At 38.1% G+C, this 14,966-nt stretch carries 7 protein-coding genes, 2 tRNA genes and 3 rRNA genes; 7 read left to right on the forward strand and 5 right to left on the reverse strand.

Translation table 11 applies throughout. From position 1 onward, the window contains the following. Positions 1 to 203: 203 nt before the first annotated feature. From KAOT1_RS19775 to KAOT1_RS19785, 3 genes are all read right to left on the reverse strand, one after another. Positions 204 to 2,651 carry a hypothetical protein gene (locus KAOT1_RS19775; protein ID WP_007096681.1) on the reverse strand — a complete coding sequence of 816 codons (2,448 nt, stop codon included), beginning with the start codon at positions 2,649 to 2,651 and terminating at the stop codon, positions 204 to 206. Positions 2,652 to 3,107: 456 nt separating this feature from the next. Further along, positions 3,108 to 3,947, reverse strand: a complete 840-nt coding sequence (locus KAOT1_RS19780; protein WP_007096683.1) for a tetratricopeptide repeat protein — start codon at positions 3,945 to 3,947, stop codon at positions 3,108 to 3,110. 88 nt (positions 3,948 to 4,035) lie between these two features. Further along, the gene (locus tag KAOT1_RS19785; RefSeq protein WP_007096684.1) at positions 4,036 to 4,359 is read right to left on the reverse strand and encodes a hypothetical protein; all 324 of its coding nucleotides are present in this window, start codon (positions 4,357 to 4,359) and stop codon (positions 4,036 to 4,038) included. A 100-nt stretch (positions 4,360 to 4,459) separates the two neighbouring features. On the opposite strand from KAOT1_RS19785, the gene KAOT1_RS19790 reads away from it, so the two are divergent. Further along, a complete protein-coding gene (locus tag KAOT1_RS19790; RefSeq protein ID WP_007096685.1) occupies positions 4,460 to 4,648 on the forward strand; it encodes a hypothetical protein in 189 nt (62 codons plus the stop codon). 2 nt (positions 4,649 to 4,650) lie between these two features. Here the strand turns inward: KAOT1_RS19790 and KAOT1_RS19795 are convergent, their stop codons facing one another. Then, positions 4,651 to 5,247 carry a ribonuclease HII gene (locus tag KAOT1_RS19795; protein ID WP_007096686.1) on the reverse strand — a complete coding sequence of 199 codons (597 nt, stop codon included), beginning with the start codon at positions 5,245 to 5,247 and terminating at the stop codon, positions 4,651 to 4,653. Between the two features lie 333 nt (positions 5,248 to 5,580). On the opposite strand from KAOT1_RS19795, the gene KAOT1_RS19800 reads away from it, so the two are divergent. The 6 genes from KAOT1_RS19800 (at position 5,581) to rrf (ending at position 13,566) form a co-directional block, all read left to right on the forward strand. After that, positions 5,581 to 7,518, forward strand: a complete 1,938-nt coding sequence (locus KAOT1_RS19800; protein ID WP_007096687.1) for a putative porin — start codon at positions 5,581 to 5,583, stop codon at positions 7,516 to 7,518. An 880-nt stretch (positions 7,519 to 8,398) separates the two neighbouring features. After that, a 16S ribosomal RNA gene (locus KAOT1_RS19805) occupies positions 8,399 to 9,919 on the forward strand. 86 nt (positions 9,920 to 10,005) lie between these two features. Beyond that, positions 10,006 to 10,079, forward strand: a tRNA-Ile gene (locus KAOT1_RS19810). A 144-nt stretch (positions 10,080 to 10,223) separates the two neighbouring features. Beyond that, positions 10,224 to 10,300: transfer RNA gene (locus KAOT1_RS19815), tRNA-Ala, on the forward strand. Between the two features lie 168 nt (positions 10,301 to 10,468). Further along, positions 10,469 to 13,288 (forward strand): 23S ribosomal RNA (locus tag KAOT1_RS19820). A 168-nt stretch (positions 13,289 to 13,456) separates the two neighbouring features. Then, a 5S ribosomal RNA gene (gene rrf / locus KAOT1_RS19825) occupies positions 13,457 to 13,566 on the forward strand. The 16S, 23S and 5S rRNA genes sit together here with 2 tRNA genes alongside, the layout of an rRNA operon. Before the next feature lie 581 nt (positions 13,567 to 14,147). Here rrf and KAOT1_RS19830 read toward each other — a convergent pair. Further along, entirely contained in the window at positions 14,148 to 14,966 is an 819-nt protein-coding gene (locus KAOT1_RS19830) for a T9SS type A sorting domain-containing protein (RefSeq protein WP_238528718.1), read from the reverse strand.

Consider the following 14,966-nt stretch of genomic DNA (forward strand, 5'->3'; position numbering starts at 1 on the left):
GAACAACGAATAACGAACAACAAACAACAAAGTTAAAATGTTGAATTTTAAATTAGTTTCAAAGTATGAAACAGTTTAAAAAGAAGCAGATTACTTCACTGCGTTCGTAATGACATTTTGAATCGGGTATTTGGTGTTAAGCATTAGTACAGTAATAAGTGCACTTTGAAGTCACGAAGAAACGAATCCACAAAAAACAGCAACTAATTCAACTTATACACCAAAATCGTATTATTTTCTCCTTTGGTAACAAACTCTAGTTTTTGGTCTTTGTCAAAATTTTCTAAATCCATTGCGGAAGTTCCAAATGCAGGAAAACCAGGAATTGATTTAGCGTTACTGTCAAACAAATACACTTTTTGCGCATCTTTGTCGGTAATAGCAACATAAATTTTATTTTTAATCAAGAAGATTTTTGGTTTGCTGTACGAACCGAAGTCCAATTCTACGGTTTTGTCTTTGATGCGTAATTTATTCTCAAAGAAACTCACCAACGTTCTTGTCGTCATTGTGACATCGTGATTTTCTTCTACAGGAAGTTTCGTTTTCTGAATTTGCCCTTTGCTATCTACTTGAATCAAATTTCTATTTCGATCTGAAGTCGTAAATAGATTGTTGTGAATATAAACAGTATTGTCTGAAAACTGAATATTTTCTTTTACTGTAATTCTTGGTGTTCCTGTTCGTGACAGAATGTGTAATTTTCCATTGCTTTCTTGCAACACAATATAATCTTTCGTTTTCACTCTAAAATGTTGTGGCGGATTGATGAATTTATTTTCAGCACCTGAAAACTTAAATCCAGTAACTACTTTTCCTTTCTTATCGCGCATTGTCACTTTATTTCCTTCTGTAAATACAAAACGATAGTTTTTCGATTTGTCATAATCAAAAATAGCGACAGGTTGTGTGTAAGCTGATTTCGCTTTGGTTGGATACGGTTTTACTTCATTACCTTTTCGATCAAAAATATAAAAAGATGTTGGCGTCGTTACTGCCAATTGCAAACGTCCGTTTTTATACAAATCTACTTGTGAAATTTTCCCTAAAATCTTTCCATCTAACGGTTTTTTCCAAAGAATTTTGCCTTTTGTAGAAATTAAATACAGTGCGTTTTGTTCGTCCTGAACGACAATTTCTCTGCGTTTGGTAATATGATTTTTGACAAATTGCGGATCGGTCGCAGCAGGATTGTCCAACACAACATTCAATAATTGTGAAACGGTATTTTCGGTCGGTTTTGCTGTATTTCGCTTCAACATTCCGTTTACATGTGCATAATTACTGCCTTTTTCGTTGGTAAATTGCAACGCAACATACGGATAATCATCTAAATTGATACTTAAAATTTCTTTCTGATACGCTTTTTTTGTGCTTTCTGCGAATTCTCTTTTAAAAGTATCCGTATTAACAAAAGTCAACAATGACGATTCATCACTCAAATTTTGCATTGCTTGTTGGTAATTCTTTTGATGCGAAAGTGTTTGTTTGTCTTTATAATTTCCAATCAAAATGGCAAGACTTCGAATTGCTTGTGTTTCAGCAAAAACAATATATTCGTCTAAAATTACGAATGTGTCATTTTCAAAATTTTTAATAAAAGGTGTAAAATGATTTTGAAACAAAGCAGCGTCTTCATTTTTATAAATATCGATATTTCGTACGGTACTTAATTTTGTATTTGTTGCCAATTGTTTTGCGACTTCATTATTGGGAGAGACAAATCGCAGCGCTGTAAATCGTTGCCCGTTAAACGAAAATGTACACACTTCTTCCAACGCATCAAAAGTATCATTAGTTGTCTCAGGATGAAACTTTTGATATTCATCAAAGGTGATAGAAGTAAAATACTGAAAATGACGTGGAATTATATTTGCCATTTTATGTTCTCGCGGAGCTGTGTTTTTCAACGAACTCAAACTGTGCGACAACGAATCGTTTGCCGTAATAATTCCTGTAAAAGAAATTTCATCCTGTAATACAGAAACATCAAGCGCCATTTGTTCGCCAAAAGTTTCTACAAATTTGGTATCTGCATTTGGGAAAATATGTTTTAATAGCGGAGAAAGATGTTTTGGTGTTGCTAATAAAGTTGCGGACTTGCTTTCATCAATTGTAGCATATACTTTTTTGAGCGAAGCTGGAATTTCTACTTTTTTATAGGAACGAATGCAGTTTTCAATCAATAATTTAGAAGAAGAATTTACAAAAATACTGTCTGCCAAAAAGGTATAATTCACACGATCGCCAAGTGTGGTTTTAATAATGGTATTTCCTTCATAAGTGATATTTTCGGCGGAAGCCTTTTGTAAAGTATCCAACACAATTAAATCAGGATGTGTTTTGGTAATAAACGTATATTCAAAACTATTTTTTCCGAGTTCATTAAAGCAAAGTAGCGATTTTGAGTTCGGTTTTATGTATTGTAAATAATCTACAAACGCATTAAAATCTTGCTTAAACTTCGGTTTTTTGAACGATTGCAACAGTTGATTGTTTTTCAGTTCGCTTTGAAAACTTTCAAAATCCTGAATTTGTAAAATTACGGCAGCGTTCTGCGGCGCATATTTTAGCAATGAATATTCTTTAGGAGTTTCTGTTGTACAGCCAATACTCAATATGGTAAGAAGAAGAATGAGAATTCTTTTCATGTAATGTCTATTTAAAACATCTTACGATGTTGTTGCCCTTTTTGTAATACGTTTACAAAAATATAAAACTTACGGGAGTGTAAATTATTGTTAAGGCAATAGAATTACAGTTCTTATTAACAAGTAATAACCATTGTGAGTTGTTGGCAAACAGAAACTCCGTTTTGAACTAAGGAACTTAATTTTTGGATTAGCTTTAAGTTTATCTTCGCTTTGCTCAATTGAAACATTCAAAAATTTAATGATTCAAGGTCGTTTCAAGGATGAATTTGAGTGTTATTTGAAACTAATTGATACATTTTCAAATTTTCAAATTGCCACATTAATTAGAATCGCTTCGCTCAATTCAAAGATTTAAAATTCAATGATTCAAGGTTGTTTCTAAGACAAATTTGCGTGTAGTTTGCAACTAATTGACGCATTTTCAAATTTTCAAATTAACACATTAACAACGTTTTAGACTCGTGTTACATCTTGGGATAGATACTTTTTTAGTAGCGGATTTTTTTCTAGGAATGCGATGTAATCCTTAGTGTCAATGTCTTTTTTAGCCAACTTAATGCGTTTGTTTAAAAAATAAACAATGATTTCTTCTTTTTTAATTTTGATGGAATTCAGCGTCGTTTTTGCGAAAGCGTGTAATTCTAAGTTAGTATAATTGGTGGTCAATAATTGATCGAGTAAGTTAATGAACTGTGTATCATCTGCGGAAGCGTTAGAAAACATAAACGGAATCAGTTCTGCAATAGCTTTGTCATGTTTTTGTTGTCCGGCGTACAAACGCGCGTACATTTTTGCGGTATATATATCGTGAGAAACATGTCCGTCGCCGCAAAAATGCTGGAATTTATGCTTTTGATCGAATAAATAAATATAGGTGGCAGCTTTGTCAAAATCGCGCTTGTCCAAATAAATTTCCGCCAAATGCATCGCGCTTTTATTTTTGCAAACAATATATTCTTTCTGTAATTCTTCGTTTTCAGCTTCATTGATCGTTTCATAATCGTATTCTGTATACAATACTTTTCGAAACAACGGAATGGCTTCTTCAGTGCGATTTAAATCATGTAAAATTACGGCAGTATTAAAAGTAACTTTTGGTATGAGTTCCGAATTCGGATAATCAATGGCAAACTGTTTAAAATGATGTAGTGCAATATGTGTATTTCCTTCAAAAGTAAAATACAATGCTTTTTCAAAGGCTTTTTCTTCAAAGGTTTGGTGTGTATGTTGTTGTGCAAAATTGTACAAACTCAGCAATAAGCAATACAATAATGTGATTGTTTGTTTTTTCATAATCGTCATATTTACTACGAATGTAGCATTGAGCTATCGATTATGAAACAGTGAATGAGTAAAGTAGTCTTTTGGGTGAGTTTGCTTATTATTTCGGCGGAAGCGACATGACGTAATCGTAACTTTCGTTTAAATATTCGGCGAGTTTGTCCAAATCTGTCAACATGTTTGAAGGAATCAATACATATCCTTTCATCACTGCGCCGTACGATTTGTAATAATCTGAATTAAATTCTTTTATATAGTTCTCTTGAACTTCTTTCGAATATCGAAAACCAATTTCGCCTGCTTTATTGAGTAATCCAAACATATGTCCGTTTGCCGATGTGTAAATCATACTTTTACCTTTTCGTTCAAAGCGCGGACATTTTGCCACGATAGCATCAAAAATTTTCAATCGTTCTTCCCACATAATAAAGAGTTTAAGGATTTAAAGGTACATTTTTTTGAAAATATGGGTAATGAATCTTCCGCAGAAACCCATATACATATAAAACACAAAAACACGTCTTATGAAAAAAAATATCAAAAGCTTATCACTTTCAAAGCGAAAAATTAGTGCTTTAAATCAATCGCAAGTTAATGGCGGACTTGCAGCATCAGCAACGCCAACAATAATTATCACACTTTCTGCTTTAATCTGTCCGGCGGATGATAATAAAGTTCCTGCAAAACCACATGCGACTTCTGGTTGTCCGTAAAGTTACAAATCCAACGAATATTGCTCAGGAAGTAAACGGAATGACATGCGGTGATACTTAGTTGTTCCGTACTTTTTAATCGCTTCACGATGTTCTACGGTTGGATATCCTTTATTTTTCTTCCAATTATACATTGGGAATTCTTCGTGAATTTTCTCCATATACGCATCTCGATATGTTTTTGCTAATACGGAAGCTGCGGCAATATTCAGATACTTTCCGTCACCTTTAATAATGGTTTGATAAGGAATATCTTTATAGGGTTTAAATTTATTTCCATCTACAATAATATGTTCAGGAACGGTAGAAAGTTTCGCAATAGCTTGATGCATTCCTAAAATAGAAGCATTTAATATGTTGATTTTGTCAATTTCTACAGGATAAATATGTGCGACACCAAAAGTCAACGCTTCGAGTTCAATTACAGGGCGTAAAATTTCGCGCTTCTTTTCGCTTAATTGTTTGGAGTCGTTGAGAATCTCGTTTGAAAAATCTTTGGGTAAAATTACGGCTGCAGCAGTTACAGGTCCTGCAAGACATCCGCGTCCGGCTTCGTCGGTTCCTGCTTCCAATCCGTCAAGTAATTGTAGTGCTAACATTCATAAAATCTTAAGCGACAAAACTATTCCTTCTCACAATCAAATCAAAATAGAAATATAAAACACTTTTCTTAGTCAGCTACTTCGGGTCAAGCCTGCGAAGCATTCATTTGAGAACATTAAAACATTTCGACGCAAGCGTTGGAGCATTTTAAATCTCGATTATCGAGTAAAAACAACAATTTATGATTTCAATAACAAATCTTAGCTTTTTATTTCGATCAAAAAGTATACTTTTGTTCCTAGTAAGCGTACAATGTTCAGGTTAGGAGTAAAGAATACGCTAAAAAAATAAAAGAAGTGAAGCACATCCTTTTCGTTATATGTATCATAATGACTATTTCTGTAGCACAAGCACAGGAAAAGTTTCAGCCAGTACCAGACAAAAAACAGAAAATGAGTCAGAAAGGTGAAGAACCGCTTGACAGACAAAATAATGGTTCTGAAAAAGACAAAACAGCAAAACGAAAAGAGTACGACATCAATCTGTATAAAATAATTACACACGATCGTGATACAATGGTAATAGATACTTCGCTTACCATTGAAAAAGATTACAAGTACAATTATCTGAGGAAAGACGATTTTGAACTAATGCCTTTTTCAAATTTAGGGCAGACGTATAATAGTTTAGGGTATACTTTTGACAGACCTTCGGCATTTCCAAGTATCGGAATGCGCGCCAAACACTTCAATTATGATGAGGTAGAAGATGTAACATACTTTAATGTGCCAACGCCAACAACAGAATTATTCTTCAAAACGGCAATGGAACAAGGGCAATTATTAGACGCATTCATTACGATGAATACTTCAAAACGCATGAATTTTTCTATAGCATACAAAGGAATGCGATCGTTGGGAAAATACCAAAACATCCTAAGTAGCACAGGAAATTTCCGCTTAACGGCAAACTACCGAACCAAAAATGATCGGTATGCAATGCGTGCACATTTCTATTCGCAAGATGTGTTAAACAACGAAAACGGAGGAATTACAGATGAAGCTGTACTAGATTTTCAAAATGGTGTAGAAGAATTTTTAGATCGATCACGCTTATCTGTCGCGTTTCAAGATGCGGAAAACATATTGGTTGGAAAACGATATTACTTAGAACATGATTATAAAATTGTTAGACGAAAAGATTCACTAAGAGACAACAATTTACGCGTTGGACATACGTTCAATTACGAGACAAAATATTACATCTACAATCAAGACAGAGAAAATGCACAATTTGGAACAAGCTATGTGCCAACTTTTATTAGAGATCGATCTCAATTGCGAAAACTATACAATCAAGCAAGCCTAAGTTACATGACCAAAACTTTTGGCGATGTAAAATTTAAGGCAAATCACACGAAATACGAATACTTCTTTGACAAAATACTATACATAGGATCAAATGTAGTTCCTAACAAAATAGAAGGAGACGTTGTTGCGGTTGGAGGCGAATGGAGACATACAATTGCAGGAATCGATCTGAGAGCAGACTTGCTAGCAAATGTATCTGGAGAACTTGGTGGAAACTATTTCAAAGGACGCGCAAACTATGATCTCAACGATGATATAAATCTGGGTGCTTCTATTGTTATCAATTCCAAAGCACCAAACTTTAACTTTCTAGTAAATCAAAGTGATTACATAGACTACAATTGGCGTAGTGATTTTGAAAATGAACGCACACAAAGTCTGAACTTCAGTCTAAAATCAAAAAAATGGCTAAATGCAGATGTGAGTTTCACTTCCTTAGATAACTACACCTACTTTTCAGGATTAACTGCTGATGCGCAAGTCTCTCCACAGCAAAATGAAGATGCAATTACCTATCTAAAAGTAAAAGTTGGAAAAGAATTTCGTTATGGAAAATTTGCGCTCAACAATACAGTAATGTATCAAAAAGTAACGCAATCTGGAGACGTATTCAATGTTCCAGAATTAGTTACGAGAAACACGCTTTACTATACGGACAAATGGTTCAAAAAAGCACTATTCATTCAAACGGGAGTTACATTCAGTTACTTTACAGAATACTTTGGAAATGCATACAGTCCGCTTTTAGGAGAATTTTACAGTCAAAATCAGCAAAAAATAGGAGGATTTCCGCGTTTCGATGTCTTTATCAATGCTAAAGTTCGTCGCACGCGAATCTATTTCAAGTTAGAACATCTCAATTCGTCATTCACAGGATACAACTTTTTCTCTGCGCCAAACCAGCCGTATCGCGATTTCCTAGTTCGCTTTGGAGTTGTTTGGAACTTCTTCTCATAAAATCTAACTCTCAAAACAGTTCACTGAGCAAATCCCAAAAAGATTATCAATAAAACTCAAAGCTAGCTCACTGAGCGAAGCCGAAGTGAGGAGTCGAAGTAAGAGCTTCCCACTATTTCTTTTTTTTAAGAAAAAGAAAAAGCGGTCACGCTTTCGCCAGTCGCTCTCCCTACTATATAACACTCAAAAATACTTACCAAACAAAAAGTACGTCCACTGAGCGGAGTCGAAGTGAGAAGTCGAAGTGAGGAGCTCCAACAAAGTCTCAATCGTTAAGCCACATCAAAACGACCATTACAATAATAAGAACCAACCCACAACCCACAACAAAAAAAATCCAACCCCAAACTCCCTAGCAAATAAGCACTTACAAAGGCACTAAAAACAAAGGCAAAAAAAACTTTTAAAAAGTCTAGGTGGTAAAGAAAAGGTTTCTATATTTGCATCCGCTAAAACAGACATGGTTTGTGTTAGTGAAGTTCATTACAAGGCTAGATTAATTTTTGATTAAAAAAACTTTCAAAAAAGGTTTAAAAAGATTTTGTTAGAAAGGAAAAAGGGTTGTATGTTTGCATCCGCTAAAAACGGGAATGTTTTTAGTTAAGTTCTAAGAGATAAATTCTTTATTTTGGGAGGCAAGAAGTTTGCGATAGAGCTTCAAAAAAAATCTCAAAAAAAGTTTTGTAGAATTAAAAAAGGGTTTTATATTTGCACCCGCTTTCGAAAGGAAGTTTAAGAAATAGAAATAAATAGTTCATTGACATATTGATTAGCAGCAATTATATTGGAGACAATATAATGATAAAAAACATAAGCAAAGACATCTTTTGAGAGTAATAGAATTGTTCGGAGTTGAAAGAAATTATATTATAAAGAAACAACGATGAAGAGTTTGATCCTGGCTCAGGATGAACGCTAGCGGCAGGCTTAACACATGCAAGTCGAGGGGTAACATTGGTGCTTGCGCCAGATGACGACCGGCGCACGGGTGCGTAACGCGTATGAAACCTACCTAATACAGGGGATAGCCCAGAGAAATTTGGATTAATACCCCATGGTACTGTTGGATTGCATGATTCAATAGTTAAAGATTTATCGGTATTAGATGGTCATGCGTTCTATTAGTTAGTTGGTAAGGTAACGGCTTACCAAGACAGCGATAGATAGGGGCCCTGAGAGGGGGATCCCCCACACTGGTACTGAGACACGGACCAGACTCCTACGGGAGGCAGCAGTGAGGAATATTGGACAATGGAGGCAACTCTGATCCAGCCATGCCGCGTGAAGGAAGACTGCCCTATGGGTTGTAAACTTCTTTTATAGAGGAAGAAACGTGAATACGTGTATTCATTTGACGGTACTCTACGAATAAGGATCGGCTAACTCCGTGCCAGCAGCCGCGGTAATACGGAGGATCCAAGCGTTATCCGGAATCATTGGGTTTAAAGGGTCCGCAGGCGGTTGTTTAAGTCAGAGGTGAAAGTTTGCAGCTCAACTGTAAAATTGCCTTTGATACTGAATAACTTGAGTTATAATGAAGTGGTTAGAATATGTAGTGTAGCGGTGAAATGCATAGATATTACATAGAATACCGATTGCGAAGGCAGATCACTAATTATATACTGACGCTGAGGGACGAAAGCGTGGGGAGCGAACAGGATTAGATACCCTGGTAGTCCACGCCGTAAACGATGGTTACTAGCTGTTTGGATTTCGGTCTGAGTGGCTAAGCGAAAGTGATAAGTAACCCACCTGGGGAGTACGATCGCAAGATTGAAACTCAAAGGAATTGACGGGGGCCCGCACAAGCGGTGGAGCATGTGGTTTAATTCGATGATACGCGAGGAACCTTACCAGGGCTTAAATGTAGTATGACAGGGGCAGAGACGCCTTTTTCTTCGGACATACTACAAGGTGCTGCATGGTTGTCGTCAGCTCGTGCCGTGAGGTGTCAGGTTAAGTCCTATAACGAGCGCAACCCCTGTTGTTAGTTACCAGCATGTAAAGGTGGGGACTCTAACAAGACTGCCGGTGCAAACCGTGAGGAAGGTGGGGATGACGTCAAATCATCACGGCCCTTACGTCCTGGGCTACACACGTGCTACAATGGTAGGTACAGCGAGCAGCCACTACGCAAGTAGGAGCGAATCTACAAAACCTATCTCAGTTCGGATCGGAGTCTGCAACTCGACTCCGTGAAGCTGGAATCGCTAGTAATCGGATATCAGCCATGATCCGGTGAATACGTTCCCGGGCCTTGTACACACCGCCCGTCAAGCCATGGAAGCTGGGGGTACCTGAAGTCGGTGACCGTAAGGAGCTGCCTAGGGTAAAACTAGTAACTGGGGCTAAGTCGTAACAAGGTAGCCGTACCGGAAGGTGCGGCTGGAACACCTCCTTTCTAGAGCGACGATGAATAATTTGAAAATGATCGATAGATTGTTTTTGCTTAGCTGTTAATTAAGAAATTGAACAAAATACAAGTAGAGTCTCATAGCTCAGCTGGTTAGAGCGCTACACTGATAATGTAGAGGTCGGCAGTTCGAGTCTGCCTGAGACTACTAATTTTAGTTAAGAGTTTAGGATTCAGAATTATGAGTTTTGAATGGTTAATTAAAAATATGTATTAAATAGGAAATTTTAGAAGTTGGGTTTGTTAGGAGTTTTACTCAAGACTCATTACTAATAACTCATCACTAAAGAATGGGGGATTAGCTCAGCTGGCTAGAGCGCCTGCCTTGCACGCAGGAGGTCATCGGTTCGACTCCGATATTCTCCACCAAGTTCCCATGAAAATGGGAATCTCATTGAAGGTTTTTAAAAATTTTCATGAGATATCCAATCAAGTTGGATATTATAAAGTTCATTGACATATTGAGATAAAAAGAGAAACGAGATTAATTTTAAAAGTAATCATCGAGAGAACAAAAATAATAAAGAGCAAAAAGTACAATAAGCTAAGTAAGGGCGTATGGGGAATGCCTAGGCTCTCAGAGGCGAAGAAGGACGTGATAAGCTGCGAAAAGCTGTGGTTAGTGGCACATACACTATGATCCGCAGATATCCGAATGGGGCAACCCGGCATATTGAAGATATGTCATCCGAAAGGAAGCAAACCCGGAGAACTGAAACATCTAAGTACCCGGAGGAGAAGAAAACAAAAGTGATTCCGCTAGTAGTGGCGAGCGAACGCGGAATAGCCCAAACCAATGTTGTTACGGCAATATTGGGGTTGTAGGACCACGATATTTTATGTTAATTGAATTAGAATCCTTTGGAAAGAGGAACGATATAGGGTGATAGTCCCGTATAAGTAAGATTAATAATAGATAGTGGTATCCTGAGTAGCGCGGGGCACGTGTAACCCTGTGTGAATTCGGCGGGACCATCCGCTAAGGCTAAATACTCCTGAGAGACCGATAGTGAACTAGTACCGTGAGGGAAAGGTGAAAAGAACCCTGAATAAGGGAGTGAAATAGACCCTGAAACCATACGCTTACAAGCGGTCGGAGCTGATTTATCAGTGACGGCGTGCCTTTTGCATAATGAGCCTACGAGTTACCGTTGCTAGCGAGGTTAAACACTTCAGGTGTGGAGCCGTAGCGAAAGCGAGTCTGAATAGGGCGCTATAGTTAGTAGTGGTAGACGCGAAACCGTGTGATCTACCCATGGGCAGGTTGAAGCTGTGGTAACACATAGTGGAGGACCGAACCGGTTGACGTTGAAAAGTCTTCGGATGACCTGTGGGTAGGGGTGAAAGGCCAATCAAACTCGGAAATAGCTCGTACTCCCCGAAATGCATTTAGGTGCAGCGTATTAATAGTTTTATAGAGGTAGAGCTACTGATTGGATGCGGGGGCTTCACCGCCTACCAATTCCTGACAAACTCCGAATGCTATAAAATGGTTTAATGCAGTGAGGGCATGGGTGCTAAGGTCCATGTCCGAGAGGGAAAGAACCCGGACCATCAGCTAAGGTCCCCAAATATATACTAAGTTGAATAAACGAGGTTTGACTGCCTAGACAGCTAGGATGTTGGCTTGGAAGCAGCCATTCATTTAAAGAGTGCGTAACAGCTCACTAGTCGAGCGGTCGAGCATGGATAATAATCGGGCATAAGTATATTACCGAAGCTATGGACTCCAAAGGAGTGGTAGGGGAGCATTCTATTTGCGCAGAATGTGGTCTGTGAGGACTGCTGGAGCGGATAGAAAAGAAAATGTAGGCATAAGTAACGATAATGCGGGCGAGAAACCCGCACACCGAAAGACTAAGGTTTCCTCAGCTATGCTAATCAGCTGAGGGTTAGTCGGGACCTAACGCGAACCCGAAAGGGGTAGTGGATGGACAAGCAGTTAATATTCTGCTACCTGCTCACGTTAAAAGTGACGGAGGCGAAAAGTTAGTGCGCACTGACGGAATAGTGCGTTGAAGAGAGTGGTAACACCTCGATAGTACAGTAAGGCTACGGCCGCGCTGATAATCTAGCAAATCGACTTCCAAGAAAACCGAGTGAAGCAGCCCGTACCGTAAACCGACACAGGTAGTTGGGATGAGAATTCTAAGGTGCTCGAGAGATTCATGGCTAAGGAACTAGGCAAAATCGACCTGTAACTTCGGGAGAAAGGTCGCCCATCTTCGGATGGGCCGCAGTGAAAAGGTCCAGGCGACTGTTTATCAAAAACATAGGGCTTTGCTAAATCGAAAGATGATGTATAAGGCCTGACACCTGCCCGGTGCTGGAAGGTTAAGAGGAGGGTTTAGCTTCGGCGACGATCTGAATTGAAGCCCCAGTAAACGGCGGCCGTAACTATAACGGTCCTAAGGTAGCGAAATTCCTTGTCGGGTAAGTTCCGACCTGCACGAATGGTGCAACGATCTGGACACTGTCTCAGCCATGAGCTCGGTGAAATTGTAGTATCGGTGAAGATGCCGATTACCCGCAGCGGGACGAAAAGACCCCGTGAACCTTTACTATAGCTTCGTATTGACTTTGGATAAGTAATGTGTAGGATAGGTGGGAGACTATGAAATGGCGTCGCTAGGCGTTGTGGAGTCGTTGTTGAAATACCACCCTTTGCTTATCTGAAGCCTAACCTCTAACGAGGAACAGTGCGTGGTGGGTAGTTTGACTGGGGTGGTCGCCTCCAAAAGAGTAACGGAGGCTTCTAAAGGTTCCCTCAGCACGCTTGGTAACCGTGCGTAGAGTGCAATGGCATAAGGGAGCTTGACTGAGAGACATACAGGTCGATCAGGTACGAAAGTAGAGCATAGTGATCCGGTGGTTCCGCATGGAAGGGCCATCGCTCAAAGGATAAAAGGTACTCCGGGGATAACAGGCTGATCTCCCCCAAGAGCTCACATCGACGGGGGGGTTTGGCACCTCGATGTCGGCTCGTCACATCCTGGGGCTGGAGAAGGTCCCAAGGGTTGGGCTGTTCGCCCATTAAAGTGGCACGCGAGCTGGGTTCAGAACGTCGTGAGACAGTTCGGTCTCTATCTGCTGTGGGCGTTAGAAATTTGCGTGGATCTGACTCTAGTACGAGAGGACCGAGTTGGACTAACCTCTGGTGTATCTGTTGTTCCGCCAGGAGCATTGCAGAGTAGCTACGTTGGGAAGGGATAAGCGCTGAAAGCATATAAGCGCGAAACCCACCACAAGATGAGATTTCTTTAAAGGGTCGTGGGAGATGACCACGTTGATAGGCTATAGGTGTAAAGGCAGTAATGTCATAGCCGAGTAGTACTAATTACCCGTAGGCTTATGTACGGCTTCTTATTATTTATATAACACTCAAAAAAACTCTTATTTATCTCAATATGTTATCTTATTAGATAGTAGTGAGATGTTAGATTATTTAGAAATCTAATACACTCAATGTTAATTACTCAAATCTCAATACTATTAGGTTCCCAATCAAGTTGGGAATTAAAAGCTTAAGGTGGTTATAGCAATGGGGCTCACCTCTTACCATTCCGAACAGAGAAGTTAAGCCCATTAGCGCAGATGGTACTGCAGAAATGTGGGAGAGTATGTCGCCGCCTTTTTTTAAAACCCTTATCATATAGTTATGATAAGGGTTTTTTTATATATAAAAACTAAAACTTAATGGTTAATCAACCTAGAAACTAAAATCTAAAGTTTGTAATTTTAGAGCATATAAATATTTTTTTGTGTCTAGATGAATTTTAAGAGTTAGTAATATTATGATTGTTGGTTTGATCGGAACTAAAGAGTGATTATGTCTATAATTTTTATTTTTTTAATACATTAACTAGAATTAGTATTTAGTTACAGATTTTATTGAAGTTGATTGGAGCTATGCCCAGTTAGAATACTCCCATTTTCGCTTCTGATGTAAACTAATGAAAAATAAGGTATGATTTCTACGTTTTATATCTGCTGTCAGTATTTATTGAAAACGAGTCACATCTAGCGGAAGCTTTATTAAGGGAAGAATATTTTGTTCTCATTGATTAGTTGTATCCTTTAGTTATTTCAATTGCGAAAAAAGGTCTATTAATGTTTTTTCAAAATAGATATTATCATGTATAATTTAGTATTATTCATAAAAAAACCTCCTGAGCGATTAACTCAAGAGGTTCGTGAAACAAAAAATAGAAGCTTATTACTCTACAATAAGCTTTTTAGTAGTTTTTATATCATCAGATGAAATTGTTATCAGGTATAAACCTGACGCAATGTTACTTACATCTATTGTGTTATCTGGTGATAATTGCATGGCAATTTGTTTCCCTGCGTTATCATATACTTCAATTTTTATCTCATTTACAGCTTGCGGTAATTGAATTTTTACAATGTCACTTGCTGGATTTGGATATAATGATAATCCAGATAGTATGTTATCTTCCTCTACAGCTAATGTAGCTAAGTTGAACGAAGATGGCGCAGTTACAGCTGCTGCATTTGGGTCAACAACATTTGTGTATTGTGCCATTCCATCATCAACCATATCAGCTTGCATGAATGATTTTAAAGGTGTTATCGTATTTGCTAATGCAGAATTATTTTCTAATATATATATAGAGCCTGATGTAGGACTACCATCTACTGTAAATGTATACATATTAGAATTTGTTCCTGCAGAAGGAGCTGGTAAGTTTACAGGACTTCCTAAGGTTTCTGTAATTAGATATCCATCAATGCTTGACATCCCAACATTATTTCCATCAAAAAATGTTGCACTTGAACCATTTCCTAGTGATGAATTTGTTGTAATAGTTACGCCATCTGGAACGATGACTGTAAATCCGTAACTTTGTACCGCAGTCGCAAAGTTATTAGCGCTCGGGTTGGGAACAGCTTGTATTGTAAAGCTGTATCCTCCGTTGTGCATTAATGTATATGTGTAGCCATCTTGAGCATTTAACTGAAAAGATAAGAAACATATAAGACTTGTTATTAATATTTTTATTGAATTTTTCAT

The sequence above is a fragment of the Kordia algicida OT-1 genome (assembly GCF_000154725.1).
In the GTDB taxonomy this organism is placed as follows: domain Bacteria; phylum Bacteroidota; class Bacteroidia; order Flavobacteriales; family Flavobacteriaceae; genus Kordia; species Kordia algicida.

What these genes read in the sequence shown, in the direction of transcription:
- KAOT1_RS19780 (WP_007096683.1), bottom strand. Translation starts at nt 3,947, where the DNA reads ATGAAAAAACAAACAATCACATTATTGTATTGCTTATTGCTGAGTTTG.
- KAOT1_RS19795 (WP_007096686.1), bottom strand. Translation starts at nt 5,247, where the DNA reads ATGTTAGCACTACAATTACTTGACGGATTGGAAGCAGGAACCGACGAA.
- KAOT1_RS19830 (WP_238528718.1), bottom strand. Translation starts at nt 14,966, where the DNA reads ATGAAAAATTCAATAAAAATATTAATAACAAGTCTTATATGTTTCTTA.
- KAOT1_RS19800 (WP_007096687.1), top strand. Translation starts at nt 5,581, where the DNA reads ATGACTATTTCTGTAGCACAAGCACAGGAAAAGTTTCAGCCAGTACCA.
- KAOT1_RS19790 (WP_007096685.1), top strand. Translation starts at nt 4,460, where the DNA reads ATGAAAAAAAATATCAAAAGCTTATCACTTTCAAAGCGAAAAATTAGT.
- KAOT1_RS19785 (WP_007096684.1), bottom strand. Translation starts at nt 4,359, where the DNA reads ATGTGGGAAGAACGATTGAAAATTTTTGATGCTATCGTGGCAAAATGT.
- KAOT1_RS19775 (WP_007096681.1), bottom strand. Translation starts at nt 2,651, where the DNA reads ATGAAAAGAATTCTCATTCTTCTTCTTACCATATTGAGTATTGGCTGT.